Annotated in this window: 20 protein-coding genes and 1 pseudogene; 13 read left to right on the top strand and 8 right to left on the bottom strand. The window is 68.9% G+C overall.

Going from position 1 to position 26732, the window contains the following annotated elements:
* Positions 1 to 1827, bottom strand: coding sequence for an ABC transporter ATP-binding protein/permease (locus GT347_RS13335; RefSeq protein WP_160552492.1), 1827 nt, complete (start codon positions 1825 to 1827; stop codon positions 1 to 3).
* A gap of 165 nt (positions 1828 to 1992) precedes the next feature.
* Here GT347_RS13335 and GT347_RS13340 point away from each other — a divergent pair, with 165 nt between their 5' ends.
* Positions 1993 to 3117: an alkene reductase gene (locus GT347_RS13340; protein WP_160552493.1), complete on the top strand. Its 1125-nt coding sequence runs from the start codon at positions 1993 to 1995 to the stop codon at positions 3115 to 3117.
* Here the strand turns inward: GT347_RS13340 and GT347_RS13345 are convergent.
* The 4 genes from GT347_RS13345 to GT347_RS13360 all read right to left on the bottom strand — a co-directional run bounded on the left by GT347_RS13345 (position 3096) and on the right by GT347_RS13360 (position 8524).
* Positions 3096 to 5777, bottom strand: a complete 2682-nt coding sequence (locus GT347_RS13345) for a hypothetical protein (RefSeq protein ID WP_160552494.1) — start codon at positions 5775 to 5777, stop codon at positions 3096 to 3098. The two genes, GT347_RS13340 and GT347_RS13345, sit on opposite strands and share 22 nt — an antisense overlap.
* Entirely contained in the window at positions 5767 to 6267 is a 501-nt protein-coding gene (locus GT347_RS13350) for a hypothetical protein (protein ID WP_160552496.1), read from the bottom strand. Before GT347_RS13350 ends, GT347_RS13345 begins: the two co-directional genes overlap by 11 nt.
* An 86-nt stretch (positions 6268 to 6353) precedes the next feature.
* Entirely contained in the window at positions 6354 to 7820 is a 1467-nt protein-coding gene (locus GT347_RS13355) for a sensor histidine kinase (RefSeq protein WP_407704155.1), read from the bottom strand.
* Positions 7817 to 8524, bottom strand: coding sequence for a response regulator transcription factor (locus GT347_RS13360; RefSeq protein ID WP_160552498.1), 708 nt, complete (start codon positions 8522 to 8524; stop codon positions 7817 to 7819). The genes GT347_RS13355 and GT347_RS13360 overlap by 4 nt, the downstream gene beginning before the upstream one ends.
* Before the next feature lie 145 nt (positions 8525 to 8669).
* Between GT347_RS13360 and GT347_RS13365 the strand changes: the two genes are divergently transcribed.
* From GT347_RS13365 to GT347_RS13380, 4 genes are read left to right on the top strand one after another with little or no spacing between them, the layout of a single operon-like run.
* On the top strand, positions 8670 to 9992 hold the full coding sequence (locus GT347_RS13365) for a TolC family protein (protein WP_229722867.1): 1323 nt from the start codon (positions 8670 to 8672) through the stop codon (positions 9990 to 9992).
* Positions 9989 to 11260 carry an efflux RND transporter periplasmic adaptor subunit gene (locus GT347_RS13370; RefSeq protein WP_229722868.1) on the top strand — a complete coding sequence of 424 codons (1272 nt, stop codon included), beginning with the start codon at positions 9989 to 9991 and terminating at the stop codon, positions 11258 to 11260. The genes GT347_RS13365 and GT347_RS13370 overlap by 4 nt, the downstream gene beginning before the upstream one ends.
* A 3-nt stretch (positions 11261 to 11263) precedes the next feature.
* Positions 11264 to 14371, top strand: a complete 3108-nt coding sequence (locus GT347_RS13375) for an efflux RND transporter permease subunit (RefSeq protein ID WP_160552502.1) — start codon at positions 11264 to 11266, stop codon at positions 14369 to 14371.
* Between the two features lie 32 nt (positions 14372 to 14403).
* A complete protein-coding gene (locus tag GT347_RS13380) occupies positions 14404 to 14772 on the top strand; it encodes a hypothetical protein (RefSeq protein WP_160552504.1) in 369 nt (122 codons plus the stop codon).
* Positions 14773 to 14785: 13 nt separating this feature from the next.
* Here the strand turns inward: GT347_RS13380 and GT347_RS13385 are convergent, their stop codons facing one another.
* Entirely contained in the window at positions 14786 to 14932 is a 147-nt protein-coding gene (locus tag GT347_RS13385) for a hypothetical protein (RefSeq protein WP_160552506.1), read from the bottom strand.
* Between the two features lie 603 nt (positions 14933 to 15535).
* Here GT347_RS13385 and GT347_RS28070 point away from each other — a divergent pair.
* A pseudogene (locus GT347_RS28070) lies at positions 15536 to 15652 on the top strand (PEP-CTERM sorting domain-containing protein); the annotation flags it as partial.
* Positions 15653 to 15733: 81 nt separating this feature from the next.
* On the opposite strand, the gene yghU reads toward GT347_RS28070, so the two are convergent.
* Complete coding sequence (gene yghU / locus GT347_RS13395; protein ID WP_160552508.1) at positions 15734 to 16576, bottom strand: glutathione-dependent disulfide-bond oxidoreductase; 843 nt, start codon at positions 16574 to 16576, stop codon at positions 15734 to 15736.
* A 417-nt stretch (positions 16577 to 16993) separates the two neighbouring features.
* Here yghU and GT347_RS13400 point away from each other — a divergent pair, with 417 nt between their 5' ends.
* On the top strand, positions 16994 to 18031 hold the full coding sequence (locus GT347_RS13400; protein ID WP_229722870.1) for a LacI family DNA-binding transcriptional regulator: 1038 nt from the start codon (positions 16994 to 16996) through the stop codon (positions 18029 to 18031).
* Between the two features lie 31 nt (positions 18032 to 18062).
* A complete protein-coding gene (locus tag GT347_RS13405; RefSeq protein WP_160552510.1) occupies positions 18063 to 19055 on the top strand; it encodes a LacI family DNA-binding transcriptional regulator in 993 nt (330 codons plus the stop codon).
* Positions 19056 to 19076: 21 nt separating this feature from the next.
* Here the strand turns inward: GT347_RS13405 and GT347_RS13410 are convergent, their stop codons facing one another.
* Positions 19077 to 19781, bottom strand: a complete 705-nt coding sequence (locus GT347_RS13410) for a Crp/Fnr family transcriptional regulator (RefSeq protein WP_160552512.1) — start codon at positions 19779 to 19781, stop codon at positions 19077 to 19079.
* A 143-nt stretch (positions 19782 to 19924) separates the two neighbouring features.
* Between GT347_RS13410 and GT347_RS13415 the strand changes: the two genes are divergently transcribed.
* From GT347_RS13415 to GT347_RS13435, 5 genes are all read left to right on the top strand, one after another.
* Positions 19925 to 21871 (top strand): AMP-dependent synthetase/ligase, encoded by a 1947-nt coding sequence (locus tag GT347_RS13415; protein ID WP_160552514.1) that lies wholly within the window; start codon positions 19925 to 19927, stop codon positions 21869 to 21871.
* A gap of 2 nt (positions 21872 to 21873) precedes the next feature.
* Positions 21874 to 22704: an ABC transporter ATP-binding protein gene (locus tag GT347_RS13420; protein ID WP_407704163.1), complete on the top strand. Its 831-nt coding sequence runs from the start codon at positions 21874 to 21876 to the stop codon at positions 22702 to 22704.
* A 708-nt stretch (positions 22705 to 23412) separates the two neighbouring features.
* Positions 23413 to 24342, top strand: a complete 930-nt coding sequence (locus tag GT347_RS13425; protein ID WP_160552516.1) for a branched-chain amino acid ABC transporter permease — start codon at positions 23413 to 23415, stop codon at positions 24340 to 24342.
* Between the two features lie 4 nt (positions 24343 to 24346).
* Complete coding sequence (locus GT347_RS13430) at positions 24347 to 25411, top strand: branched-chain amino acid ABC transporter permease (RefSeq protein WP_160552518.1); 1065 nt, start codon at positions 24347 to 24349, stop codon at positions 25409 to 25411.
* Between the two features lie 25 nt (positions 25412 to 25436).
* Entirely contained in the window at positions 25437 to 26732 is a 1296-nt protein-coding gene (locus GT347_RS13435; RefSeq protein ID WP_160552520.1) for an ABC transporter substrate-binding protein, read from the top strand.

Consider the following 26732-nt stretch of genomic DNA (forward strand, 5'->3'; position numbering starts at 1 on the left):
TCAGCCGGCCTGCAGCGGCACCTCGGCCGGCGCGAAGGGCGCCGTGCCGCCCTCCTGCGGCAGGTAGCGCAGCTGCCGCTCGTGCCAGCGCGCCACGGTGCTGCGGTGGGCGATGCTCACCACGGCCGCCTGCGGCAGGCGCTCGCGCACCAGGGCGTACATGGCGGCTTCGGACTCCTCGTCCAGCGCCGAGGTGGCTTCGTCCAGGAACAGGTAGTCGGGCTTGTGCAGCACCGCCCGGCCAAAGGCCAGCCGCTGCTGCTCACCGGGCGACAGGCGCAGCGACCAGTTGTCCACCTCGTCCAGCCGCGGCGCCAACGCGTCGAGCCGGCAGTCGTGCAGCAGGGCGCGCAGCAGCTCCGGCGCATGGGCCGATGCGGGCTGCGGATAGGTCAGCGCCTCGGCCAGGGTTCCGCTGGGCACATAACTCTTCTGCGGCAGGAACAGCAGCCGTTTGCCGGCCGGATGCTCGATGCGGCCGCCGCCGTAGGGCCAGATGCCCGCCAGCGCGCGGAACAGCACGCTCTTGCCGGAGCCGGACGGCCCCGAGACCAGCCAGCGCTCGCCCGGGTTGAGGCTCAGGTCGACTGGCGCGGTCAGCGGTGCATGGTCGGCATGTCCGGGCACGTTGAGCACCAGGCCCCGGGCCGTCACCGCGCCCTCGGCGCTGTCCGCCACCGCGATGCCCTGGCGGCCGTCGCGCGTGGCCTCGTCGTGCTCGGCCTGTGCGATGGCCTGTTCCAGGTCGAGCAGCCGGTTCGCCGAGGCCTGCCAGTTGACCAGGCTGGCATAGCTGTCCACGAACCAGGACAAGGCACCCTGCACCTGCCCGAAGGCCGAATTGATCTGCATCAGCCCGCCCAGCGTCAGCTGGCCCGAGAAGTAGCGCGGCGCCGCCACGATCAACGGGAACACGATGGCCGCCTGGCTGTAGCCCGAGTTGACGAAGACCAGCCGCCGCATGTACTTCACCAGCCCGTGCCAGTTCTCCCGGATCAGCTCGAAGCGCTCGCGCAGCTGCGACTTCTCGGTGCCCTCGCCGTGGTACAGCGCCACGCCTTCGGCGTTCTCGCGCAGCCGCACCAGCCCGTAGCGGAAACTCGCCTCGGTCTGCTCCTGGCGGAAGTACAACCCGATCAGCGGCTTGCCCACCTTGTGGGTGATCCAGGAGCCTGCCACCGCGTACAGCAGCGCCACCCAGACCATGTAGCCCGGCACGGTCACCGCATGGCCGCCGAGCGCGAAGGACAGCGGCCCGGAGAGCGTCCAGAGGATGGCGATGAAGGACAGCAGCGTCACCACCGAATTGAGCAGGCCCAGCGAGAGCGTCAGGCTGTCGCTGGTGAGGCTGCGGATGTCCTCCGAGATCCGCTGGTCGGGGTTGTCCGCGCTGCCGCCCTGCTCGATGCGGTAGTAGGCCTGGTGCGCCATCCAGCGGTCCAGGAAACGGTTGGTCATCCAGGTGCGCCAGCGCATCTCCAGCCGCATGGTGGCGAACTGCTTGAGCACCGCCACCACGATGAAAACCGCCGCGATCGCGCAGAACTGCGCCAGCGCCGTCTTGAAGCCGGGAAAGTCGCGCGACTCCAGCGTGTTGTAGAAGACCCGGTTCCAGTTGTTCAACCAGACGTTGACGGCCACCACCGCCAGGTTCAGCCCCACCACCACCGCCAGCAGCGAAAGCGCCGCCTTGCGGTCTTCGGAGACCCAGTAGGGCTTGAGCAGGCGCCAGCTGTCGGCCAGGCGCAGCCGGCCGCGGGGATCGGCCGTGCCCGGTGTGCCGGGGGCCGCGGGCAGGGCCGGGGACGCGTCGTTCTGTGTCGTCATGGGGAGTCGTGGGAAAAGAGTCCTGGAAACTGAAACAACCGTGCACAGTCCGTGCCGCGGCCGCGTGCATCCTGCCATTCTTCCTCGGGCGGCCGGATACCTCGCGTTCCATCGTCTCCTCCCTTTCTTAACCGGCTCTTAGGCGAACAACCTGGGCGCTCCTGCATGTCCACTTCCAGCACCACCCTTTTCGAACCGCTGCGGGCCGGCGATCTGCTCCTGTCCAACCGCATCGTGATGGCGCCGCTGACGCGCAACCGCTCGCCCGAGGCGATCCCGCGCGACATCACCGCCATCTACTACGCCCAGCGCGCCAGCGCCGGCCTGCTGATCACCGAGGCCACGGCGATCAGCCACCAGGGCCAGGGCTATGCCCAGGTGCCGGGCCTGTACGGCACCGAGCAGCTCGACGGCTGGAAGAAGGTGACCGGCGCGGTGCACGAGGCCGGCGGCCGCATCGTGGTGCAGCTCTGGCATGTGGGCCGCATCTCGCACACCTCGCTGCAGCCCGACGGCGGCGCGCCGGTGGCGCCCTCGGCCATCACCGCCAAGGCCAAGACCTACCTGGTGCATGCCGACGGCAGCGGCGAGATGGTGCCCACCTCCGAGCCGCGCGCGCTCGACGTGGGCGAGCTGCCCGGCATCGTCAAGACCTACCGCGCCGCCGCCCGCAACGCGGTGGAGACGGCCGGCTTCGACGGCGTGGAAGTGCACGGCGCCAACGGCTACCTGCTCGACCAGTTCCTCAAGACCGGCAGCAACCAGCGCCGCGACGACTACGGCGGCAGCATCGAGAACCGCGCCCGCCTGCTGCTGGAAGTCACCCGCGGCATCGCCGACGATCTGGGCGGCGGCAAGGTGGGCATCCGCCTGTCGCCGGTCACGCCGGCCAACGATGCCAGCGACGAGGATCCGCAGGCCCTGTTCGACTACCTGGTGCGCGAACTCGCGCCGCTGGGCCTGGCCTACATCCACATCATCGAAGGCGCCACCGGCGGCCCGCGCGAGATCGCCGAACGCCCCTTCGACTACGCCGCGCTCAAGGCGGCCTACCGCGAAGCCGGCGGCAAGGGCGCCTGGATGGTCAACAACGGCTACGACCGCGCCCTGGCCGAGCAGAAGATCGCCAGCGGCGAGGCCGACCTGGTCGCCTTCGGCAAGGCCTACATCGCCAATCCCGACCTGGTGCGCCGCCTGAAGGAAAAGGCACAGCTCAACCAGCCCGACCCGAGCACCTTCTACGGCGGCGGCGAGCACGGCTATACCGACTACCCGGCCCTGCGGTCCTGAGCCTGCCGGTCGCGCAGCGCCTGCTGCGGGACCTTGAGCTGCAGCCAGTCGCGCTCCGACTGCAGCTGCAGCCGGCGCTGCAGCTTGGCGCCGAAATCGATGCCGGCGCGGCGGAAGGCCGAAGCGCTTTGCCGCACCTTCAGTTCGGCCTCGATCCAGCTGTCGCGGTCCTGCAGCAAGGCTTCGTTCTGCGCTTCCATCTGCTCGCGCAGCGCGGCGTCCACCAGGTCGCCCAGGCTGTCGACGATGGCGCGGTTGAGGTTGATGCGATCGGCCACATCGGCACGCATCTGGTAGCGCAGCAGATAGCCATCGAAATCGCGCTGATTGCGACGCACGGCCCGCACGAAGGCGCTGATGCGGGCCTGCGCCTGCCGCGCCGCGCCGGCATCGCCCTTGCGTCGCTCCTCGGCCTCGAAGCTGGCGATCCAGCCGCGCAACTCCCGGCGCAGCGCCCTCGCCCAGTCCTCCAGGTCCTGGTACTCGACATCGAAGATGCTGGCCGAGGCGTCGATGGCGCCATGCTCCTGCACCAGCCGCAGCTTGCCGGCGCGCATGTGGTTGCGGTGGTCGGCATGAAGCGGCAGGTTCAGTGTCGACATCGTGATGTTGATGCGGGACATCGCCGATGAGCCGACCTGCGGTGCGGTGACATGGCCTGCCGGGGCTGGCGGCGGCGGTGCGACGGGCAGCGACGGCATGGCGGGCGTGACGGGCGGCCCGTATGGCATCCCCACCGGCTCGGCCGTCGTGCGGTCATCGGGCAGCATGTCGATTTCGCCATTGACGATGCCCCCGCGGTAGCGCAGGCCGGTGCTGGCGACCGATTTGATCTCGTGACCCGCGGCATGCTGGCGCTCCAGCACCCGGCGCCTGCCGCTTTCATGCTGCTCGTGCCGGCCGCGGTAATGCAGATTGCCTTGCACCGAGACTTCCGGCCCGACGGTGCAGTGCAGCACATCCGCCGCCAGGCCGGCCGACGCCTGGACGCTGCCGGAGCAGGCCGAAGCGTGGGCGCTGAACCAGTTGAAGGACAGGTCCGGCTCGTCGTAGTAGCGCTCGGCGAGGTGGCGCCAGTCCTGCTCCGGCGTGTCGCCCGCGACGCCGTCGAACAGGTGGTCGATCAGCTCCAGGGCCTTGCGGTACATGGTCGGGTCGTCGAAGCCCGTGCCGTCGGTGCTCGCCCGCCGGGCCACGCGGATGACCAATCCCTCGGGGCGCCTGCTTTCGTGGTGGATGGGAGTCGCCGAGACACTGGCGCCGGCCCGCAACTTGAGACCGGGCGCCTGCAGATGCCAGCCCACCGCGGCATTGACACGCAGCTGTTGCATCCGGCGCATGTCGGTGCCGATGAAGATGCGGATGCCGTCCTGGCTGCGCGACAGCTCGAAGACACTCTCGCCGCCCTGCTGGGCCGCCGCATCGATCTCGACCGTGCCGCAGGCCCCGCCCAGCGTGGCCACCGTGCCCGCCGCCCGGAACAGCTGCCTGGTGCCGACGCCATAGACGTGGCCATCGACCAGGCGGATGCGCGACAGCACCGCGAGGCCTGCGACCAGCTTGCGCACGAGCTCCTGCATGTGGTCCCGCTGCACCGTCGCGTCCGAGCCTGGCAGCCCTGCCGGATCGTTGAGCATGGCGGCGCGCAGCGGGCCCTGGCGTTTGCCGAAGAGGCGCGGCAGGCCGTTGCGTATCGAATCCGCGCTGCCCCAGCGGTGCACGGTCTTGTGCTTGAACTTGTGCAGCACGGCCTGCATCCGCAGACGCGTGTGGTCGGCGTCGTCGTCGGCGATGCCCAGCGACCAGTCGAACAAGGCCTGCTTCTGCGCGGGCGACAGCTGCGCGCCGCGATACCAGGCCGCGCTGGCATGCCAGGCGGCGTGCGCGGGATGGCGGGCATCTTCGGCCTGCACGGGATGGGTGCGGATGAAATCGGCGGCCTGCAGATGGATGCGCATCGCCGCATCCGGCACCGCATGGCCGTCCGAGATCGTCCGCAGGGTCTCCAGGCCGATCTCGGAGCGCGCCAGGGTCTCGGCCAGCCGCAGCGCCTGGCGGTCGATCCGGTCGAGCGGCTCCAGCCACGCGCCGTTCCACCACCAGCGCTGCCGCAGCCGCTCCAGCACCTGCGGCGTGGCGCTGGCCGGCAGGCCGGTCGATGCCAGGGCGGCCACCGTCAGCAGTCCCTGAACGTCCGTCGCCGTCGACGCGCCCGTGAAATCGCTCAGCCGCCGCATGACCGCCGTGCGATGTGTCAGTGCGCCGGCCCAGGTGTGGCGGCGCCCTTGGGTGGCGTCCTCCTGGATGAAGCGGTCCAGCCGGTGCAGGCCTGGCGGCAACGCGGCCGGGGTCGGCACACCGGGTTGCGCGCCTCCATGGCTCAGCGTCTCGCGCATCAGCTCCTCGGAACGCCGGCGCGGGCGGACATCGCCGCCGGGGCGCAGCAGCTCGCCGCCGGGCGCCGGCTCGCTGAACGCACGGGACCGGGCATAGACCCGGCCATGCATGCCCACGCTCAGCAGCCCGAGCGGTGCATGGACCTCATAGCAGGGCCGGGCCAGCAGATCCGCGGCCTGCAGCCTTGCCTTGTCGAGCTGCTGCCCGATAGAGGCGGTCCCGCCCGCCTGCGCGGTGCCAGGCCTGGTCGCGTCAGGCAGCATCGTCCGGCATCGACGGACCACGGGCGGCCGGCTCCGCGTTCTTCCTGCGCCAATGGCCGATCAGCAGCGATACCGGGCCCCGCGCCGCCACCCTGACCGCCAGGCGCACGCGCGGGTGCGCCTGCAGCGCCTGCTCACCGCGCTGGAACGGCGTGCTGCCGGTGACCGGCGCCCAGACCGCGCGGCGCAGCCGGTCGAGATCGTCCGCGGCCGCCAGCAGCCGACGGGGGGTGGGCCGGATGGCGGCCTGCGGCAGGGACTGCGCCGCCTGCGATGCCGCGGCACGGAAGTCGCTCCTCCTGTGGCTGCCGTGCGGCTGTTCCAGCAGCGCCCGATGCGCCGGTGCCGTGGTGGTACCGGACGCCGTCGGCGGAGGGTCTTGTGGGGGGCGAGGCGGTCCTGCCGCCGGGGTACTGTCGAACCAGCCGGGGCGGCGGGAGGGGGGACGGGGGAAAACATCGGTACTTCTTGGCTTCAAGCCATCAGTCATCACGACGTCAGCATTCCTTTTGAAGATTGATTAAAACGAAGCGAAGCCGCAGCCATCGGCTTGCGGCCGAAGTTGCGCGTATGTCCTCAGGGCACTGCCGGTGGCTCGGCGCGAGTCAGCGTGATCGATGCCGCCAGCCCGGAATGCCCGGTGGCCGACTCCAGCATCAGCCGGGCATTCAGCAGCCGCGCATAACGCGCCACGATGGACAGCCCCAGCCCCGCGCCCTGCTTGAGCCAGGCGCCCTCGGGTCCCTGCGCCCAGCGCTGGCGCAGCCGTCCCTGCTGCTCGGGCGAGATGCCCGGGCCGTTGTCGACCACCGTCAGCCGGACCTGCTTGCTGTCGGGCAGCGGCGTCAGCTCCACCGTGATGCGCGGCTGCGAGCCGTCGGCGGGTTTGCCGTAGCGCAGGGCGTTGTCGATCAGGTTGTTGACGATGCCCTCGACCAGCGCCGCATGGCCCATCACCTCGACCGGCTCGTCGAGCCCGCGGGCGCCCAGGTCCACGCCGGCCTCGTCGGCGCGGGAGAGGAAATGCAGCACCGCGTCGCGCGCCAGCTGGTCGAGCGCGATCGGCTCGAAACGCATGGCCGGGGCCTCGTCGGCACGCGCCAGGGCCAGCAGCTGGTCGACCAGGCGGCTGGCGCGTTCCTCGCTGCGGGCGACGCGTTCGAGCTGCTCGCGCCAGACGGCGGGATCCTGCTGCGCCAGGCCGTACTCGGCCAGGGCGCGGATGCCGGCCAATGGCGTGCGCAGCTCGTGCGCCACGTTGCCGGCGAATTCGCGCTGGGCCCGCACGCCGGCACCGACACGGGCGAACAGGCTGTCGAGCGCCACGCCCAGGCGCCGCACCTCGCGGGTGGAGCCGCCCACACGGGTCGGCGAGAGATCGTCGGCATTGCGTTTGTCCAGCGCCTCCTGCAGCTCCAGCAGCGGCTGCACGTCCCGATGCACGGCGCGGCCCATCCAGATCGCCAGCAGCAGCAGCAGGAAGATCTGCGGCACGGCGGCATACAGCAGCAGGCTGCGCAGCAGGGTGCTGCGCGACTGGGTGGTCTCGGCCATCACCACGTCGAAGGGCTGCGGCCGGTTGGTGCGCAGCAGCACCGCGCGCAGCGCGCGGCCCTGGTAGGAGATGTCCGAGAAGCGGTAGCGGTTGCCCGGCTCCGGCTCCGGCGCATGCAGGCCGCCGTGGCCGGCCAGCAGCGTGCCGTCCGGCCAGAGCACGGCGAAATAGATGCGCTCGGACTGGTCGAACAGCACCGCGCCGACCTCGCGCGGCGACAGGCCCAGCTCCAGCTCCTCACCGGTGGTGTGCACATTGGCGGCCACCGAATAGGCGTCGTCGAGCAGGGCACGGTCGAAGGCCGCCTGGGTGAAATTGGTCGCCACCCCGATCGACACCAGCACGCCCAGCAGCCAGGCCAGGGCCAGCGGCACCAGCACATGCTGCAGCACCCGGGTGCGCAGCGAGGGCAGGCCGGGCGCGGGCAGCGGCGCCGGGCGCTCCATGAGGCCGTCGTCGCCCGCCGCGCCGGCCTGCGCGGTGCTCATCCGGGATTTCCTTCTGCGCCTTCGGGCTCCAGCAGATAGCCCAGGCCGCGCAGGGTGCGGATGTTGGCGCCGCTGCCGCCGAGTTTCTTGCGCAGGCGCGAGATGAAGGCCTCCAGCGCGTTGTCGCCCAGGTTGTCGTCGAAGGTGGACAGCTTGTTCGACAGGGTGCGTTTGCTGACCACCCGTCCCGGCGGGGTCATCAGCTCCCAGAGCACTTCGAATTCCCGCGCCGGCAGCTCCAGCAGCTGGCCGGCGAGCGCGAAACGCCGCGCCTTGCGGTCCAGCGACAGCTGGCCCACCTCCGACACGTCCTGCGTGCCCTGAGCGCGCCGCACCAGGGCGCGCAGCCGCGCCTCCACCTCGGCCAGCTCGAAGGGCTTGCCGAGATAGTCGTCGGCACCGGCATCCAGGCCGGCGATGCGTTCCTCGGTGCGATGGCGGGCGGTGAGCACCAGCACGGGGGTGCGGTCGCCGCGGCCGCGGGCGGCGCGCAGGACTTCCAGGCCGCTGCCCTGCGGGCTGGCGCTGTGGTTGGTGGTGGGCAGGTTCAGGTCGAGCAGCACCGCATCGAAGGGCTGCACCCGCCAGAAGTGGTCCGCCTCGGCCACGCTGTGGGCCTCGTCCACACGATGGCCGGCATCGCGCAGGCTGCGCACCATGACGTCCCGCAGGACGGAATCGTCTTCGACAACAAGGATGCGCATCGGCGGTGTTTTCTCAACGGGGGTGACAAAGGGATGACCGGGAGCATAAAGCCCCCGGTCAGGCAATGGTCAGGCGATGGTCAGGCCCGCACCCCGATAAACAACGACCATGAGCATACGACAGTTACTTTGGACGGGCACCCTCGTGTTTGCCCTTCCAGTGGCGGCGCAAGCGGCAGGGCCGGCGCCGGCCCCGCAGGTGCCCTCTCCCCTGGTGCCCCAGACCCTGACCGCGCAGGCCGCTTCGGCCAGCGCGGGCGCCCGCGTGATCACGCTGAACCAGGCCCTGGCGGCTGCCCGCGACAACCTCGACGTGGCGATCTCCCAGGGCAACCTGGCCGCCGCGCGCGCCGACATCCTGGCCGCCGACCATGCGCCGCTGCCGGTGCTGTCGGCCGAGGCGCAGAGCATCGACCTGAAGAACGGCGTGGGCCAGGGCAACGCGCTGCGCGACAAACGCATCGACAAGACCATCGGCCTGGACTGGACCTACGAGCGCGGCGACAAGCGCCGCCTGCGCACCGCCGCGGCCGAACGCGCAGCTGTCGCCGCCGGCGCCGATGTCGAGGATGTGCGCCTGCATGCCCTCGTCACCGCCCTGGCCGCCTACTACGACCTGCTGGCCGCCCAGGACCGCGCGGTGGAGATCAACGAGATCGCCGGCAGCGCCGACGAGATCTCGCGCGCCTCCGACCGCCGCGTGCAGGCCGGCGACCTGCCCGCCCAGGACGCGGCGCGCACCGCCATCGAAGCCCAGCGCGCCCGCGCCGATGTGCAACAGGCCCTGCTCGACCGCATCCAGGCCGCGACCACGCTGACCCAGGCCATCGGCGCCCGGGGCGCCGGCCGTGCCCTGCCCACCGACCTGCGCGCCGACGGCTACGCCGCGCTGCCGCCGGTCGATGCCGCGCCGCTCGACCTCGCCTCGCTCGCCGAGAACCGTCCCGACGTGCGTGCCGCCCTGGCGCGGGTGCAGTCCGCCCAGGCCAGCCTCGACGGCGCCCTGGCGCTCAAGAAGGGCGACGTCACCATCGGCGCCGGCTTCGAGCACTACCCCGGCGTCTCGACCCGCATGATCCAGTTCCGCGCCTCCATCCCGCTGCAATGGGGCTACGGCTACGAGGGCGAGATCGGCCGTGCCCAGGCCAGCTACACCCAGGCCGAGGACGCCCTCGACAAGGCCCGCCGCGACGCCGTGCTGGAGCTGCAGGGCCTGCAGCAGTCCGCCCTGACCGCCCAGCGCCGCACCCAGGGCTACGAGGCCGAAATCCTGCCGCGCGCTCGCCGCGTGGCCGAAGGCGCCGAGATGGCCTTCAAGCGCGGCGCCATCCCCCTGGTGGATTTGCTGGATGCCCGCCGCACCCTGCGCGCCACCCTGCTCGAAGCCATCGACGCCCGCACCGACTACGCCAAGGCCGCCGGCGCCTGGACGCTGCAGACCCAGCCCGGCCTGCTGTTCCCGCAATGAAGACACCGCAGCGCACCGACATGAACGCCCACGCTTCCCGCACCGCCTCCGGATCCGCCATGCAGCCCATCTTCCCCCGCCGTCCCCTCGCTGCGCTGCTCCTGGCCGGCGCTCTCTCCAGTGCCGCGCTGATCGCCGGCTGCGGCGAGTCGTCCGAGAAGAGCACCGAGCCGCCGCCGCCGCCCGCACCCATCGTGCAGGGCAAGCAGCTGCGTTTCGTGGCCGGCCATCCGCAGCTCGCCCTGCTGGCGGCCACGCCCGCGAAGGCCGCCACCGACATCGTCGCCGAGCTGCCCGCGCGCCTGGTCTGGAACGAGGAGCGCACCCAGCGCATCTACCCGGCCTTCGGCGGCCGGGTGCTGTCCATCGGCGCCGACATCGGCGCCGCGGTCAAGCCCGGCACCGCCCTGGCGCGCATCGCCTCGCCCGACTTCGGCGCCGCCCAGAGCGACACCACCAAGGCCGGCGTTGATGTCGCCCTGGCCCGCAAGAGCCTGGCGCGCCAGCGCGAGTTGTTCGACGCCGGCATCATCGCCCGCAAGGACCTGGACCAGACCGAGGCCGACCTGGCCCGCGCCCAGGCCGAGTCCGCCCGTGCGGCCGCCCGCACCACGCTCTACGGCAGCGCCACCGGCGTCAACCAGCAGCTGGGCCTGGCGTCCAACATCGCTGGTGTCGTGGTCGAACGCAACATCAACCCCGGCCAGGAAGTCCGCCCCGACCAGAGCGGCCCCGGCACCCCGGCGCTCTTCGTGGTGACCGACCCGACCTCGCTGTGGGTGCAGATCGATGCCAAGGAAACCGACGTCGGCAGCCTGCAGCCCGGCGCATCCTTCGAGCTGCTGGTGCCGGCCTATCCGGGCGAGGTCTTCCGCGGCAAGGTGGCCGCGGTGTCGGATGCCATCGACCCCGGCACTCGCACCATCAAGGTCCGCGGTGTCATCGCCAATGTCGACCGGCGCCTGAAGAGCGAGATGCTGGTCACCGCCCGGGTGCACGAACAGCTCAGCGGCGTGGTCGTGCCCGCCACCGCCATCGTGCTCGACCGCACCCAGCACTTCGTCTACGTGCAGGTGCAGCCGGGCGTGTTCGAGCCGCGCCGCGTCACCCTGGCCCACATGGGCAGCAAGGAAGTCGTGCTCGGCTCCGGCGTGCAGGTGGGCGAGCAGGTGGTGGCCGACAACGCCCTGCTGCTGGCGCGCGAATTCAGCAGCGCCACCGAGGACGCCCGCATCGGCGCCCAGAACGCAGACGGCAAGGCCAAGTAAGACATGAAGCGCCTCATCCACTACGCGCTGCACCAGCCGCTGTTCATCGTCCTGGGCACGCTGCTGTTCGCGCTGGCCGGCGTCTTCGCCTTCAAGAGCCTGTCGGTCGAAGCCTTTCCCGACGTGACCGACACCCAGGTCACCGTCATCTCGCTCTTCCCCGGCCGTGCCGCGGAAGAGGTCGAGAAGCAGGTCACCCTGCCGATCGAGGTCGCGCTCTCGGGCCTGCCCAACGCGATCCGGGTGTTCTCGCACACCCAGTTCGGCCTGTCCTTCACTGTCGTCACCTACGACGACAACGCAGAAGTGAACCTGGCGCGCCAGCAGGTGGCCGAACGTTTGCGCGGCATCGACCTGCCCGATGGCGTGGAGGCCGACATCGCCCCCAATGCCACCCCGGTCGGCGAAATCATGCGCTACCGTTTGCGCGGCGATGGCCGCAGCACGACCGAGCTGCGCTCCGAGGAAGACTGGGTCGTCGAACGGGCCCTGCGCCAGGTGCCCGGCGTGGCCGACGTGGTGGCCATGGGCGGCGCGATCAAGCAGTACGAAGTCCAGCCCGACCTCGACAAGCTGCGGGCCTACAAGGTCACCTTCCAGAACCTGCTTGATGCGCTGGGCCGCGGCAACTCCAACGCCGGCGGCAGCTATGTGCGCCAGGGCGCGCAGCAGTACACCATCCGCGGCATCGGCCTGCTGCAGTCGGCCGACGACATCGGCAAGGTGGTGGTCGCCGCACGCAACGGCACGCCCATCCTGATCCGCGACATCGCCGACGTGCGCATCGGCGCCGTGCCGCGCCTGGGCGTGGTCGGCCAGGACAACGACGACGACATCGTCACCGGCATCGTCATCATGCGCAAAGGCGAGAATCCCACGGTGGTGCTGAAGGCCGTGAAGGAGAAGATCGCCGAGATCAACGCCCGCGGCCTGCCGCCTGGCGTGCAGATCGTGCCCTTCTACGACCGCACCTGGCTGATGGACAAGACCCTGTCCACCGTGTTCCGCAACCTGGTCGAGGGTGCGCTGCTGGTCTCGCTGGTGCTCTACATCTTCCTGTCCAACCTGCGCGCCAGCCTGGCCGTGGTGGTGGTGATCCCGCTGGCCCTGCTGTCGACCTTCATGGGCCTGAAGATCATGGGTGTGCATGCCAACCTGCTCAGCCTGGGCGCGATGGACTTCGGCATCATCGTGGACGGTGCGGTGATCGTGATCGAGAACGTGCTGCACCGGCTCTCGCAGAGCAAGGAGAACATGCGCGAGAACGAGCGGCGCGAGACCATCATCAGCGCCGTCAACGAGGTGGGCCGCCCCACCCTGTTCTCGATGCTGATCATCATCGCGGCCCACATCCCCATCTTCGCGCTGCAGCGCCACGAGGGCCGGATCTTCCAGCCGATGGCGCTGTCGGTGACCACCGCGCTGATCGGCTCGCTCATCTTCTCGCTCACCCTGGTGCCGCTGCTGGCCTACTGGATGCTGCGCAAGAAGCTGCCGCACGGCGACAACCGCGTGGTGCGCGGCGCCAAGCATTTCTACGGCCCCGTGCTCGACTGGGCCCTGCGCAGCCGCAAGACCGTGGCCATCGCCGCCGTCATCGCCTTCGGCCTGACGACCGTGGTCGCCTCGCGCCTGGGCTCGGAATTCCTGCCCGAGTTGAACGAGGGCACCACCTGGGTCAACTTCACGCTCTCGCCCAACGTCTCCACGCAGGAGGCCTCGCGCATCCTGCACATGGCGCGCAAGCAGCTGCTGACGGTGCCCGAGGTGCGCACGACGGTCTCCAAGGCCGGCCAGCCCGAGGACGGCACCGATCCCAAGACGATCTCGATGGCCGAGATCTTCGTGGACATCAAGCCCGAGAACGAATGGCGCAAGGGCATGACCCGCGAGAAGATCACCGAGGAGATGAGCCGCGCCCTGCAGGCCATCCCCAGCATCGACCCGGCCTTCTCGCAGCCGATCCGCGACAACGTGCTCGAATCGATCTCGCAGATCAAGGGCCAGATCGTCATCAAGCTGGCCGGCGACGACCTGGCGCTGATGAAGCAGGTGACCGACCAGATCGCCTCCGAGGTCAAGCAGGTCGAGGGCGTGGCCCGCGCCGAGATCGACCGCGACGGCCAGGTGCCGCAGCTGGTGCTGGCCATCGACCGCGACCGCGCCGCCCGCTTCGGCCTGAACGTGGGCGACATCCAGGACGTGATCGAGGCCGCGCTCGCCGGCAAGGCGGCGACCAGCCTGTGGGAGGGCGAGCGCAAGTTCGCCGTCGCCGTGCGCCTGCCGGCCGAGGAACGTGTGATCGCCAACCTGCGCCGCACGCCCATCGCCACGCCCGACGGCGGCTACGTCACCCTGGGCGACGTGACCAACATCCAGGAGACGGTGGGCGCCATGAACATCGCCCGCGAGGCCGGCCGCCGCACCACGGCCATCGGCATCTTCATCGCCGGCCGCGACATGGGCTCGGTGGTGGCCGACATGAAGGCGCGCGTCGAGAAGAATGTGAAGATCCCGCAGGGCTACGTGGTGAACTGGTCCGGCGAATTCGAGAACCAGGAGCGCGCCATGAAGCGCCTGGCGGTGGTGGTGCCGATCTCGCTGCTGCTGATCTTCGTGCTGCTGTTCGACGCCTTCAAGTCCTTCAAGATGGCCGGCCTGATCCTGATCAACGTGCCCCTGGCGCTGATCGGCGGCTTCGTGGCGCTGTGGGTCTTCGGCATCCCGCTGTCGGTGTCGGCGGCGATCGGCTTCATCGCGCTGTCGGGCCAGGCGGTGTTGAACGGCGTGGTGATGCTGTCGGTGTTCCAGCAGCTGCGCCATGCCGGCATGACGGTGACCGAGGCCGTGCGCGAAGGCTCGATGCAGCGCCTGCGCACCGTGCTGATGACGGCCATGCTGGCGGCGCTCGGCCTGCTGCCGATGGCGCTGTCGCACGAGATCGGCTCCGAGACCCAGCGGCCCCTGGCCATCGTGGTGATCGGCGGCCTGTTCACCGCCACGCTGCTGACGCTGGTGGTGCTGCCGGCGCTCTACGTGGCCTGGTTCGGCCACGAGAAGCCGGGCCGCACCGGCGAGGAAGACAGCGAGCAGACCATGGCCGTGGTCTGAGGCCGCTTGCGGCTGCGCCGACAATCGGTCGGATGCAGCTGCAGTACCTCGATTTCGACATCAGCGAAGACGCCGACGGCTCGGTCGTCTTCGACGCCATGGCCACCGTGGCGGCCGAGCGCCTGCCCGCCCTGCACGGCGAGATCGCCGCCCTGCTCGGCTGGGCCCACGCGCAGTTCCCGGATGCCCGGGCGCCGCTGGACGAGGGCGGCGAATGGGACTACCTGCTGGAGGGCGCGCAGGAGGTGCGCATACCGCTGGCCCTGCACTACGACCCGCAGGCCGCGCACATCTCCAGCACCGCCGGCGCGCCCGGCCCGGCACGCCACACGGTGCAGCTGTCGCTGGCGGGAACGGCCGCCTTCGCCGAGGCCCTGCGCGAGGCCTTCGAACTGGGCTGAAGCGGCCCGGCGGCTAGCCCGCGAAGTAGAAGCAGGACGCCACCAGCGCACTCAGCACGGCCAGCGCCAGCATCATCACGACGATCTGCAGGCCGGCCTGTACCACCAGCGAGCGCTCGTAGCGGCGCTGTTCCTCTTCGGAAGTTTGATGCGAATCCATGCGGGGCTGTACGGCGCTCGACCTGGTTTGGATTCAAAAGGTTACACCGCTGCGCACTATCGTCCTCGCATTCGAGCCTTCAGGCACTGGGGCCTTTGCGGGCTCGTGGCGATAGGCTTTTTCAATCGACTGGGGCGTTTACTTAGTCTGTGTGGACTATTGAGCAGAAGTTACAAAAAATAAACAATGAATTGAAACATCAACAGAAGGCTCCTCATGCACGTTCTTCGCCGCACCGCCGCCACCGCCGCAGTCTTGTTCGCAGGCATCGCCGCCACCACCGGCGCGCGGGCGGCCTCGGAGACTTTTTTTGTTTTCACGCCGCTGACTGACACCTTCAGTGTCTCGGCCTCGGGCAACTACTCCATTTCCACCTGGGCTGCCGCCTTGGGCTACACCAGCCAGCTGTTCCTGGGCACCGGCACCGGCGGCACCGCGCTGGCCAGCGCCAGCAGCAGCGTCATCGGTACCGCGACATTCAATGTGGGCCTGGTCACGGGCACCAACTACACCTACAAGCTGACCAGCACGCTGCCGTCCACGACGTTCGCCACGATCACGCTGACCGGCCCTGGCTCCAGGATCGCACCCGTCACCATGGCACCGGTGCCCGAGCCGGAAACCTACGCCATGCTGCTGGCCGGCATGGGCCTGGTGGCCGCCATTGCTCGCCGTCGCAAAGGCGGCACCACCGCGCCTCAGGCGCCGGCTGCAGCCTGAAGCGGGGTCTTCCCCGCTTGCAGAACAAAGGGCGCATCAGGCGCCCTTTTTTGTGTCCGCTCCTACGACGAGGCCCCGCGATCAGTCGAGATCGCGGGCCGAGTGCCGCTCGGGCACCTGGTCGGCCGCGGGGCCGGTCAGCCGGTTGACCTTGCGTCCGCGGATCACCGCCGGCCGGGCCGCGATCTGCGTGGCCCAGCGCAGCACGTTCTGATAGGACGGCGCATCGAGGAACTCGGCCGCGCCGTAGAGCTGGCCCAGCACCAGGCCGCCGTACCAGGGCCAGATCGCCATGTCGGCGATGGTGTAGTGCTCGCCCGCGACGTAAGGCGACTCGCCCAGCCGGCGGTCCAGCACGTCGAGCTGCCGCTTGGATTCCATGGCGTAGCGGTTGATCGGGTACTCCAGCTTCTCCGGCGCATAGGCATAGAAATGCCCGAAACCGCCGCCCAGGAAGGGCGCGCTGCCCATCTGCCAGAACAGCCAGGACAGGCACTCCGCCCGCGCCGCGCCGCCTTCGGGCAGGAAGGCGCCGAACTTCTCGGCCAGGTACTGCAGGATCGCGCCGGATTCGAAGATGCGCACCGGCTCGGCGCCGCTGCGGTCGACCAGCGCCGGAATCTTCGAATTGGGGTTGATGCCGACGAAGCCGCTGCCGAACTGCTCGCCCTCGCCGATGCGGATCGGCCAGGCGTCGTATTCGGCGCCCGCATGGCCCAGGGCCAGCAGCTCCTCCAGCATCACGCCCACCTTCACGCCGTTGGGTGTCGCCAGCGAGTAAAGCTGCAGCGGATGCCGGCCCACCGGCAGTTCGCGCTGGTGCGTCGGGCCGGCGACGGGGCGGTTGATGCTGGCGAATTTGCCGCCGCTGTCCTGGTTCCAGGTCCAGACTTTGGGCGGGAGATAGGCAGGGGAGTCGCTCATCGGATGGCTGTTTGAGGGAGATCGTTTGGGCCGCCACCTTAGCGTTTTCCGCCGAAAACCGCCGGCGCACGGTCTTGCCAAAGCCTTCAAACCGCGCCATCTTTATTTAATTTTCATTTGATCGCGCGGCCATTGAATATGAGAGCGCTTTCATATTCGGATTATAAAATAATGCATAGGCGTCCCCGGAATATATGCGCGGCGCGACAACAAGAAATAGAATAGACGGAATCGCTTTCATAACCATAAGCGTGGCCGAGCCCCTACACTCCGGGGCTTGCGGCGGCCGCATACTGCCGCGCTGCTCGCTGAATCCAGCCGGGCCTTCGCCGCGTAAAGACGAGAGGAAGCGCTTCCTTCGTCGACTTTCAAGCACTTTTTTTCCATCCCCTGCTGCTGCATTTCGCTCCCATCACCGTGACTTTGACAGCCCAACCGAACCGCCGCCGCCTGGCGGCCGCCTCGTCCGGCGCCGCCCGCATGTCGGACGTCGCGGCGACGGCGGGCGTCTCGCTGGTGACGGTGTCCCGGGCGATCAACACACCCGACCAGGTGGCGGCCGGCACCCTGGCCGCGGTGCGCGCCGCGGTGGCGCAGCTGGGTTATCTGCCCAACACCACGGCGGGCAGCCTGGCGTCGCGGCGCACCCGCATCGTCGGCTGCCTGGTGCCCTCGATCTCGCATCCGGCCTTCTCCGAAACCATAGAGGCGCTGGCCCGCACCCTCGGCGATGCCGGCTACCAGCTGCTGCTGGCCCAGACCAACTACCGCCACGACGACGAGGCGCGCCTGGTGGACAGCTTCCTGGCCCGCCGGGTCGATGCCATGGTGCTGACCGGCAGCACGCATGCCGCCGGCCTGCGCACCCGCCTGCAGCGCAGCGGCATCCCGGTGGTCGAGACCTGGGAGCTGGCGGCCGCGCCGATCGACCTGAGCGTGGGGTTTTCCAACCACGACGCCGGCCGCGCCGCCGCCGAACACCTGTTCGAACGCGGCTACCGCACGCCCGCCTTCATCGGCTCGGACGAGGACCGTTCGCGCCAGCGCCTGGCCGGCCTGCGCGCCGTGGCCCGCGAGCGCGGCGCCTGCGACGTGCCGGTCGAACTCATTCTGCCGCCGGCCTCCATCGAGGAAGCCGGCGCCCGGCTGGCCGCGCTGCTGGCGCGCCGGCCGCAAATAGACGCTGTTCTCTGTCATACGGATACGCTGGCTGCCGGCGTGCTGTTCGAATGCCACAGAAGAGGATGGGATGTCCCGGGCCGCATCGCGGTGATGGGATTCGGCGATCTGCCGATTGCCCGCGCGGGGTTTCCGCGTTTGTCCACCGTCAAGGTACGGGGTAGCTCCATCGGCGAACGTGCGGGGCAACTGCTCCTGGCGCGACTGAGCGGCCAGACGCAGGCGGACTCCATGGTGGATATCGGTTTCGAGGTGGTGCCACGTGAAAGCACCTGAATTTCCGGACAACTCGTCCGGTCCGGTCCGCATGTCGGACGTCGCCCGTGTCGCGGGTGTCGCGCGCGTGACTGTGTCGCGCGTATTGAGCAATCCCGCCAGCGTCGCGCCGGCCACCCGTGCCGCGGTGCAGGAAGCGATCGCCAAGCTCGGCTATGTGCCCAACCTCAACGCCGGCACGCTGGCGTCGAGCCGCTCGCGCATCGTCGGCTGCATCGTGCCCACGCTGTCGAACGCCTGGTTCGCGGAAACCATAGACGGCCTGTCCGAGGTGCTGGCAGACGCCGGCTACCAGCTGCTGCTGGGCCAGTCCGGCTACAACGCGAGCGGCGAAGAACGCCTGGTGGACACCTTCCTCGGCCGCCGGGTGGACGCCATGGTGCTCACCGGCTCTGAACGCTCCGATGCGGTGCGCCATCGTCTGGCCGCCGCCGGCATTCCGGTGGTCGAGACCTGGGACCTGGGCCTGGAGCCGCTGGACATGGCCGTGGGCTTTTCCAACTACGCCGTGGGCGAGGCCGCGGCCGAGCACCTGCTGGCGCGCGGCTGCCGCTTCCCCGCCTACATCGGCGTGCAGGAGCCGCGCGCCTGCAAGCGGCTGGACGGCTTCACCGCCACCCTGGCGCGCCACGGCATGACGCCGATTTCGGTGGTGTCCGGCCCGCCGCCGTCGAGCTTCGACAGCGGCGCCCTGGCCCTGCACGAACTGCTGAGCCTGGATGCGCGCATCGACGGCATCTTCTGCAGCAACGACACCCTGGCCGCGGCGGCGCTGTTCGAATGCCACCGCCAGGGCTGGGCGGTGCCGGACAAGATCGCCGTGGTCGGTTTCTCGGACCAGCCGCTGGCCGCCGCCATCGTGCCTTCGCTCACCAGCGTGCAGATCCGCTCGCGTGAACTGGGCGCAGAGGCCGGCCGCATGCTGCTGCGCCGTCTGGGCAGCGCGTCGGCGGGCAAGTCGGACACCGGCGAGCACCGCATCGCCGACATGGGCTTTCGAATAGTCGCCCGAGAAAGCGCCTGAACGGGTGCGGCCCGAAAGCCGCTACCCCTCGCGCAGCGCGGCCAGGTCCAGCACCCGCAGTCCGCCGTACTCGATGCTGATCAGGCCGCGCGCCTGCAGCGTCGACAGCGCCTGGTTCACCCGCTGGCGCGACAGCCCTACCAGATACGCCAGCTCCTGCTGCGTGATGCGCAGCATGTCGCCGACGGCCGGATAGAGCACCGGATTGAACAGCGCCGCCAGGGTGCGCGCCACACGGGCGTCCGGATTGGTCAGCCGGTCGGTCTCCACCGCCACGATGAACTGCGACAGCCGCTCGCTGAGCTGGCTCATCACGAAGCGGTTGAAGCCGATGGAATGGTCGAGCAGCCAGTGGAAGCTGTCGATCGGCAGCCCCGCCACCACGCTGCGGCGCAGCGCCTGGATGTTGTAGCGGTAGGGCTCGCGCTTCAACACCGTACCCTCGCCGAACCAGCCGCCGGGCGCCAGGCCGGCATAGGTGACGGTCTGGCCGCGGTCGCTGTCGGTGCTCATCTTGAGCAGGCCCTCCACCACGCCGAACCAGTAGGTGGGCGCCCGGCCCAGCCGGCAGATGTAGTCGCCGGGCTCGGCCTGGCTGACCTGCAGCATCTCCACCGCCCGTTCGCGCTCGGCCGGCTGCAGCTTCTGCAGCCAGGGCACCACCGCCAGCTCGGCCTGCAGCGGTGCGCGGCGGCGCTGGTGCAGGGGTGAATCGATCAAGGCCATGTGGCGCGGATTCTGGCGTCGGATGCCGCGCCCCCGCCCCGGACTGCACCTGATAGGACATTCCCTAGGAATGTCGCCAGGGCGACAGCTGGACGTCAAACCCAGGCCTAGCATGCCCGGCAAAGAGACAAGCCGAGGACCGCATGACGAGTACCTTTCCCCAGTTGCTGGCCCAGCATGCCCAGGCCCGGCCCGAGGCCATCGCCGTGCGTGAAAAAGAGTACGGCATCTGGCAGACCTGGACCTGGCGCGAGGTCGAGGACGAGGTGCGCGCCATCGCCTGCGGCCTGCTCTCGCTGGGCTTCGCCCGCGGCGACAACCTGGCCATCGTCGGCGACAACCGGCCGCATCTCTACTTCTGTTTTCTGGCCGCCCAGGCCGCACGTGGCGTGCCGGTGCCGCTCTACCAGGACTCGGTGGCCAGCGAGATGGCCTTCGTGCTGCAGGACGCCTCGGTGCGCTTCGCCTTCGCCGAGAACCAGGAGCAGGTCGACAAGCTGCTGGAGCTGCGCGCCACCGTGCCCGCGCTCGAAGGACTGCAGCACATCTTCTACGACGACCCGCGCGGCCTGCGCAACTACGCGCAGCCCGGGCTGCTGTCCGTGGAGGCCCTGATGGAGGCCGGCCGCCGCTGGCAGCAGGCGCATCCGGGCGGCTTCGAGGCGGCGCTGGCCGTGGTGCTGCCGGAAGACGTCAGTGTCATCCTCTACACCTCCGGCACCACCGGCAAACCCAAGGGCGTGTGCCAGACGCACCGCAGCTTCATCGCCGCCGCGCTCGGCAGCATGGCCACCGACAAGCTGGGGCCCCGGGACAACGTCATCTGCTACCTGCCGCCGGCCTGGGTCGGCGACCACCTCTTCTCGCTGGCGCAGTGGCTGGCGGCAGGCTTCACCATCAACTGCCCCGAATCGCCGGCCACCGCGGCGATCGACCTGCGCGAGGTCGGCCCCAGCTACTACTTCGCGCCGCCGCGGGTCTTCGAGGCCATGCTCACCTCGATCTCCATCCGCATGGAAGACGCCGCCGCGCCCAAGCGCTGGCTGTATGCCCGCTGCATGGCGCTGGCGCGGCGCGTGGGCGCGGACATCCTCGACGGCCGGCCGGTGGGCCTGGCCGACCGTGCGCTGTACGCCCTCGGCAATGCCCTGGTCTACGGCCCGCTGCGCAACGTGATGGGCTTGTCTCGGGTGCGGGTGGCCTACACGGCGGGCGCGGCCATCGGCCCGGACCTGTTCCGCTTCTTCCGCTCCATCGGCGTCAACCTCAAGCAGTTCTACGGCCAGACCGAGACCTGCGCCTATGTGTGCCTGCAGCAGGACGGCCGGGTCAAGCTGCACAGCGTGGGCGAGGCCGCGCCCGGCATGGAGATCCGCATCGCCGACAACGGCGAGGTGCTGGTGCGGGGTGTCTCGGTGCTCAAGGAGTACTACAAGCGCCCCGACGCGACCGCCGAGGTGATCGATGCCGAGGGCTTCTTCCACACCGGCGACGCCGGCGTGCTCGATGCCGACGGCCACCTGCGCATCATCGACCGCGCCAAGGACGTGGGCCGCCTCACCGACGGCTCGCTGTTCGCGCCCAACTACATCGAGAACAAGCTCAAGTTCTTTCCACAGATCAAGGAGGCCGTCTGCTTCGGCCATGGCCGCGCCGAGGTCTGCGCCTTCCTCAACATCGACTTCGACGCGGTCGGCAACTGGGCCGAGCGCCAGGGCCTGCCCTATGCCGGCTATGTGGACCTGGCCGGCAAGCCCGAGGTGCTGGAGCTGCTGGCGCAGTGCGTGTCGCAGGTCAATGCCGACCTGGCCGCCGAGGCCGGCATGGAGGCCACGCAGGTGCGGCGCTTCATCGTGCTGCACAAGGAGCTGGACCCCGACGACGACGAACTCACCCGCACCCGCAAGGTCCGCCGCGGCTTCATCGCCGACAAGTACCGGGTGCTGGTGGAGGCGCTGTACTCCGGCGTGCGCCGCCAGTACATCGAGACCCAGGTGAAGTTCGAGGACGGCCGCAGCGGCAGCGTGAGCGCCACGCTCAACATCGTCGAGGCCCGCGGCTTCGATCCGATCTCGCAGAGGGCGGCATGAACATGATGGCCGAACCGCTGGGCATGCCCGCCGACGACAACGCTGCCGCCCAGCCGGCGGTGGGCGAGGTGATCCTGGATGTGCGCAACATCTCCCTGTCCTTCGGCGGGGTGAAGGCGCTGACCGACATCAGCTTCGACGTGCGGCAGCACGAGGTGCGGGCGATCATCGGGCCCAACGGGGCGGGCAAGAGTTCGATGCTCAACTGCATCAACGGGGTGTACCAGCCGCAGCAGGGGCAGATCACCTTCCGCGGGCAGACCTTCCGGCATATGAACAGCCGGCAGGTGGCGCAGATGGGGGTGGCGCGGACCTTCCAGAACCTGGCCCTGTTCAAGGGCATGAGTGTGCTGGACAACATCATGACCGGGCGCAATCTGCGGATGCGGCGCAATCTGCTCTGGCAGGCCTTGCGGGTGGGGCCGGCGGCCCGGGAGGAGATGGAGCATCGGGAGGCGGTCGAGAAGATCATCGACTTTCTGGAGATCCAGGCCTGGCGCAAGACGCCTGTCGGGCAGCTTCCCTATGGGCTGCAGAAGCGGGTCGATCTGGGGCGTGCTCTTGCCATGGAGCCGCAGGTGCTGTTGCTCGATGAGCCGATGGCGGGGATGAATGTCGAGGAGAAGCAGGACATGTGCCGGTTCATCCTCGACCTCAACGAGGAATTCGGGACCACGATCGTGCTGATCGAGCATGACATGGGGGTGGTGATGGATATCTCCGATCGGGTTGTCGTGCTCGACTATGGGCGCAAGATTGGGGATGGCTTGCCTTCTGAGGTTCGTGCTAACGAGGAGGTTGTGCGGGCTTATCTTGGGGGGGCTTCTTCATGAGCCCTTCTTCTTGCTTTGGTTCTTCTCCTTGGCGGAGGGCGGAGCTGGGGCTGCGCGCCCCAGACCGCGCTCACTTTCTTTGCTTCGCCAAAGAAAGTAAGCAAAGAAAGGCGACCCGGCTGCGGGAGTCCCCCTCCTTCGGAGGGGGCACGCTGCGGTGCTCGCAAAAGCGGGGTCCACGACAACTCGCTTCGCTCAAACAGGTCGTGGCCCTGATCCGCTTTTGCTGCGCTCCTCACTCACCCGCAGACGGGACCCGGGGCGGGGACAGCGGCTGCTTCGCAGCGCGACGGGCCATCGCTGCGCTCGGCCGCTGGCTGATGAATACCCGCCCCAACTTGTGCGCGGCATTTCAGTGGAGGCCGAGCGCAGCGACGGCCCGTCGCCCTGCGAAGCAGTGGCTGTCCCCGCTCCCCGGGTCCCATCTGCGGGAGAGCGAGGAGCGGAGCAAAGGCGGATCAGGGCCACGACCTGTTTGAGCGAAGCGCAGCGTAGCGAGTTGTCGTGGACCCCGCCTTTGCGAGCACCGCAGCGTGCCCCCCTCGAAGAGGGGGACTCCCGCAGCTGGGTCGCCTTTCTTTGCTTACTTTCTTTGGCGAAGCAAAGAAAGTGAGCGCGGTCTGGGGCGCGCAGCCCCAGCTTCGCCCTCCGCAGGAGCAAAGCCCCCAGCAAAGGGACCAAAACCAAAACCACAAAGGCCAAACCTAAATGGGCTTCCTCCTAGAAACCCTCTTCGGCGGCCTCATGGTAGGCATGCTCTACGCCTTGGTAGCCCTGGGCTTCGTCCTGATCTACAAGGCCAGCGGAGTCTTCAACTTCGCCCAAGGCGCCATGGTCCTCTTCGCAGCCCTGGCCATGGCCAGATTCTCCGAATGGATCCCCCAATGGCTCGGCTTGGAAAACAAGACCATAGCCAACATCCTGGCCTTCGGAGCAGCCACGGCCAGCATGGTCGCAGTAGCCTGGCTGGTGGAACGACTGGCCCTCAGAAAGCTGGTCAACCAGCCCCCCATAGCGCTGCTCATGGCAACCCTGGGCATCAGCTACTTCATAGACGGCGCAGGCCAGCTCCTCTTCGGCAGCGCCGTCTACCGCATCGACGTAGGCATGCCCAAGGACCCCATGATCGTCATGGAGAAGACCTTCGAAGGCGGCCTGCTGCTCAGCCAGGAAGACCTCTACGCAGCGCTGATCTCGGCATTGCTGGTCGCAACCCTCACGCTCTTCTTCCAAAAGACCAGGACAGGAAGAGCCCTCAGGGCAGTAGCAGACGACCACCAGGCCGCCCAGTCCATCGGCATTCCGCTCTCACGCATCTGGGTGGTCGTCTGGTCCATCGGCGGCATCGTCGCGCTCGTCGCCGGGATCATCTGGGGCAGCAAGCTAGGCGTGCAGTTCTCCATCTCGCTGGTGGCGCTCAAAGCCTTCCCCGTGGTCATCCTCGGAGGACTGACATCGGTCCCCGGCGCCATCGTCGGCGGCCTGCTCATCGGCGTCGGCGAGAAGCTCTCCGAGATCTACCTCGGCCCCTACGTGGGCGGCGGCATCGAGAACTGGTTCGCCTATGTGCTCGCCCTCGCCTTCCTGCTGATTAGGCCGCAAGGTTTGTTCGGCGACAAGATCATCGACCGGGTCTAAAACCATGTTCTACCGGGAAAACGGCCAGTTCAAGACGAACTACCGCGCCGACGTCGCCCTCTTCCCCATCGCCCAGGACCGCTGGGCCATGCTGGGCTTGCTGGCCATCGCCTTCGTCGTCGTGCCGGGCTTCGCCAGCGACTACCTGTTCCGCGCGGTGCTCATCCCCTTCCTGATCCTGGCCCTGGCCGCCATCGGGCTCAACATCCTGGTCGGCTACTGCGGCCAGATCTCGCTGGGCACCGGCGCCTTCATGGCGGTGGGCGCCTATGCGGCCTACAACCTCAACGCCCGGATCGAAGGTTTGCCGTTGCTGCTGTCGCTGATCGGCGGCGGGCTGGCGGCCACCGTCTGCGGCGTGCTCTTCGGCATCCCCAGCCTGCGCATCCGCGGGCTCTACCTGGCCGTCGCCACGCTGGCCGCGCAGTTCTTCGTGGACTGGTTCACCAACCGGGTGAAGTGGGTGACGAACGACTCGTCCTCGGGCTCGGTCAGCGTCAACACGCTGGACATGTTCGGCTGGCGCTTCGACACCCCGGTGCAGAAATACCTGCTCTGCCTGAGCCTGGTCGCCGTGTTCGCGCTGCTGGCCAAGAACCTGGTGCGCGGCGCCATCGGCCGCGAGTGGATGGCCATGCGCGACATGGACGTGGCGGCCAGCGTGATCGGCATCCGGCCGGTGCACGCCAAGCTCACCGCCTTCGCGGTCAGCAGCTTCATCGTGGGCGTGGCCGGGGCGCTGTGGGGCTTCGTGCACCTGGGCTCCTGGGAGCCCGCGGCCTTCGGCATCGACAAGTCCTTCCAGCTGCTCTTCATGGTGATCATCGGCGGCCTCGGGTCGATTGCCGGCAGCTTCTTCGGCGCGGCCTTCATCGTGCTGCTGCCGCTGCTGCTGAACTACCTGCCGCACTGGCTGGGGCTGTCGCTGAGCACGGCCACCGCGGCGCAGCTGGAACACATGGTGTTCGGTGCGCTGATCGTGTTCTTCCTGATCGTGGAGCCGCATGGCCTGGCGCGGCTGTGGTCCACCGCACGCCAGAAGCTCAGGCTCTGGCCATTCCCGTACTGAGCATCAACAAAGAAGGAGACAAACCATGCAGAAGCTGAAGATCGTCGCCCTGGCCACCGCCCTGGCTGCATCCACCCTGGCCCTGGCGCAGCCGGCCGAGCAGTTCGTGCCGCTGCTGGTCTACCGCACCGGGCAGTTCGCGCCGCTGGGCATTCCCTGGGCCGACGGCAAGCAGGACTACTTGAAGCTCATCAACGCCCGCGACGGCGGCGTCAACGGCGTGAAGCTGGCCTACGAGGAATGCGAGACCGCCTACGACGCCGCCAAGGGCGTGGAGTGCTACGAACGCCTGAAGGCCAAGGGCACCGGCGCCTCCGGCTTCGACCCGCAGTCCACCGGCATCACCTTCGCCGTCACCGACAAGGCCTATGCCGACAAGGTCGCCATCGAGACGCCGGGCTACGGCCTGTCGCAGTCGGTCGACGGCACCGTCTTCCAGTGGAACTTCCCGCTGCTGGGCACCTACTGGACCGCCGCCGACGTGATGCTGCAGGACATCGCCAAGAAGGAAAAAGGCAGCCTCAAGGGCAAGAAGATCGCGCTGGTCTACCACGACAGTCCCTACGGCAAGGAACCGATCCCGCTGCTGCAGAAACGTGCGGCGGCCGATGGCTTCGAACTCGCGCTGTTCCCGGTCACGCCGCCCGGGGTGGAGCAGAAATCCACCTGGCTGCAGATCCGCCAGCAAAAGCCCGACTACGTGCTCTTCTGGTCGGCCGGCGTGATGACACCCGCCGGCATCCGCGAGGCCCAGGCCAGCGGCTATCCCCGCGACAAGATCTACGGCATCTGGTGGGCCGGCTCCGAACACGATGTGAAGGACATCGGCGCCGGCGCCACCGGCTACAACACCATCACCCTGCACAACGGCGCGGCCAAGGACAAGGTGCAGGACGACCTGCGCAAGTTCGTCTACGACAAGGGCCAGGGCACCGGCGATGCCTCCAGCGTGGGATCGCTGGCGCATACCCGCGGGATGATGATCGCCATGCTGCAGGTCGAGGCCATCCGCGCCGCGCAGGAGAAGTACGGCAAGGGCAAGACCCTCAGCTCCGAGCAGGTGCGCTGGGGCTTCGAGAACCTGGACCTCACCGCCGACAAGCTCAAGGCCCTGGGCTTCGGCGAGATCATGCGGCCGGTCAAGACCTCCTGCGCCAACCACATGGGCACCGACTGGGCGCGTATCGTGCAGTGGGATGGGGCCAAATGGCAGATCAAGTCGGACTGGTACCAGGCCGACAAGACGCATATCGACCCGCTGGTCAAGGAGTTCGCGGCCAAGTACGCCAAGGACAAGAACGTCACGCCACGGGCCTGCTGA

The organism is Xylophilus rhododendri (assembly GCF_009906855.1).
Taxonomy (GTDB): Bacteria; Pseudomonadota; Gammaproteobacteria; order Burkholderiales; family Burkholderiaceae_C; genus Xylophilus; species Xylophilus rhododendri.

What these genes read in the sequence shown, in the direction of transcription:
- GT347_RS13420 (WP_407704163.1), top strand. Translation starts at nt 21,874, where the DNA reads ATGATGGCCGAACCGCTGGGCATGCCCGCCGACGACAACGCTGCCGCC.
- GT347_RS13385 (WP_160552506.1), bottom strand. Translation starts at nt 14,932, where the DNA reads ATGGATTCGCATCAAACTTCCGAAGAGGAACAGCGCCGCTACGAGCGC.
- GT347_RS13350 (WP_160552496.1), bottom strand. Translation starts at nt 6,267, where the DNA reads ATGACTGATGGCTTGAAGCCAAGAAGTACCGATGTTTTCCCCCGTCCC.
- GT347_RS13410 (WP_160552512.1), bottom strand. Translation starts at nt 19,781, where the DNA reads ATGGCCTTGATCGATTCACCCCTGCACCAGCGCCGCCGCGCACCGCTG.
- GT347_RS13340 (WP_160552493.1), top strand. Translation starts at nt 1,993, where the DNA reads ATGTCCACTTCCAGCACCACCCTTTTCGAACCGCTGCGGGCCGGCGAT.
- GT347_RS13435 (WP_160552520.1), top strand. Translation starts at nt 25,437, where the DNA reads ATGCAGAAGCTGAAGATCGTCGCCCTGGCCACCGCCCTGGCTGCATCC.
- GT347_RS13345 (WP_160552494.1), bottom strand. Translation starts at nt 5,777, where the DNA reads ATGCTGCCTGACGCGACCAGGCCTGGCACCGCGCAGGCGGGCGGGACC.
- GT347_RS13430 (WP_160552518.1), top strand. Translation starts at nt 24,347, where the DNA reads ATGTTCTACCGGGAAAACGGCCAGTTCAAGACGAACTACCGCGCCGAC.
- GT347_RS13360 (WP_160552498.1), bottom strand. Translation starts at nt 8,524, where the DNA reads ATGCGCATCCTTGTTGTCGAAGACGATTCCGTCCTGCGGGACGTCATG.
- GT347_RS13405 (WP_160552510.1), top strand. Translation starts at nt 18,063, where the DNA reads ATGTCGGACGTCGCCCGTGTCGCGGGTGTCGCGCGCGTGACTGTGTCG.
- GT347_RS13375 (WP_160552502.1), top strand. Translation starts at nt 11,264, where the DNA reads ATGAAGCGCCTCATCCACTACGCGCTGCACCAGCCGCTGTTCATCGTC.
- GT347_RS13380 (WP_160552504.1), top strand. Translation starts at nt 14,404, where the DNA reads ATGCAGCTGCAGTACCTCGATTTCGACATCAGCGAAGACGCCGACGGC.
- GT347_RS13355 (WP_407704155.1), bottom strand. Translation starts at nt 7,820, where the DNA reads ATGAGCACCGCGCAGGCCGGCGCGGCGGGCGACGACGGCCTCATGGAG.
- GT347_RS13425 (WP_160552516.1), top strand. Translation starts at nt 23,413, where the DNA reads ATGGGCTTCCTCCTAGAAACCCTCTTCGGCGGCCTCATGGTAGGCATG.
- yghU (WP_160552508.1), bottom strand. Translation starts at nt 16,576, where the DNA reads ATGAGCGACTCCCCTGCCTATCTCCCGCCCAAAGTCTGGACCTGGAAC.
- GT347_RS13370 (WP_229722868.1), top strand. Translation starts at nt 9,989, where the DNA reads ATGAAGACACCGCAGCGCACCGACATGAACGCCCACGCTTCCCGCACC.
- GT347_RS13415 (WP_160552514.1), top strand. Translation starts at nt 19,925, where the DNA reads ATGACGAGTACCTTTCCCCAGTTGCTGGCCCAGCATGCCCAGGCCCGG.
- GT347_RS13335 (WP_160552492.1), bottom strand. Translation starts at nt 1,827, where the DNA reads ATGACGACACAGAACGACGCGTCCCCGGCCCTGCCCGCGGCCCCCGGC.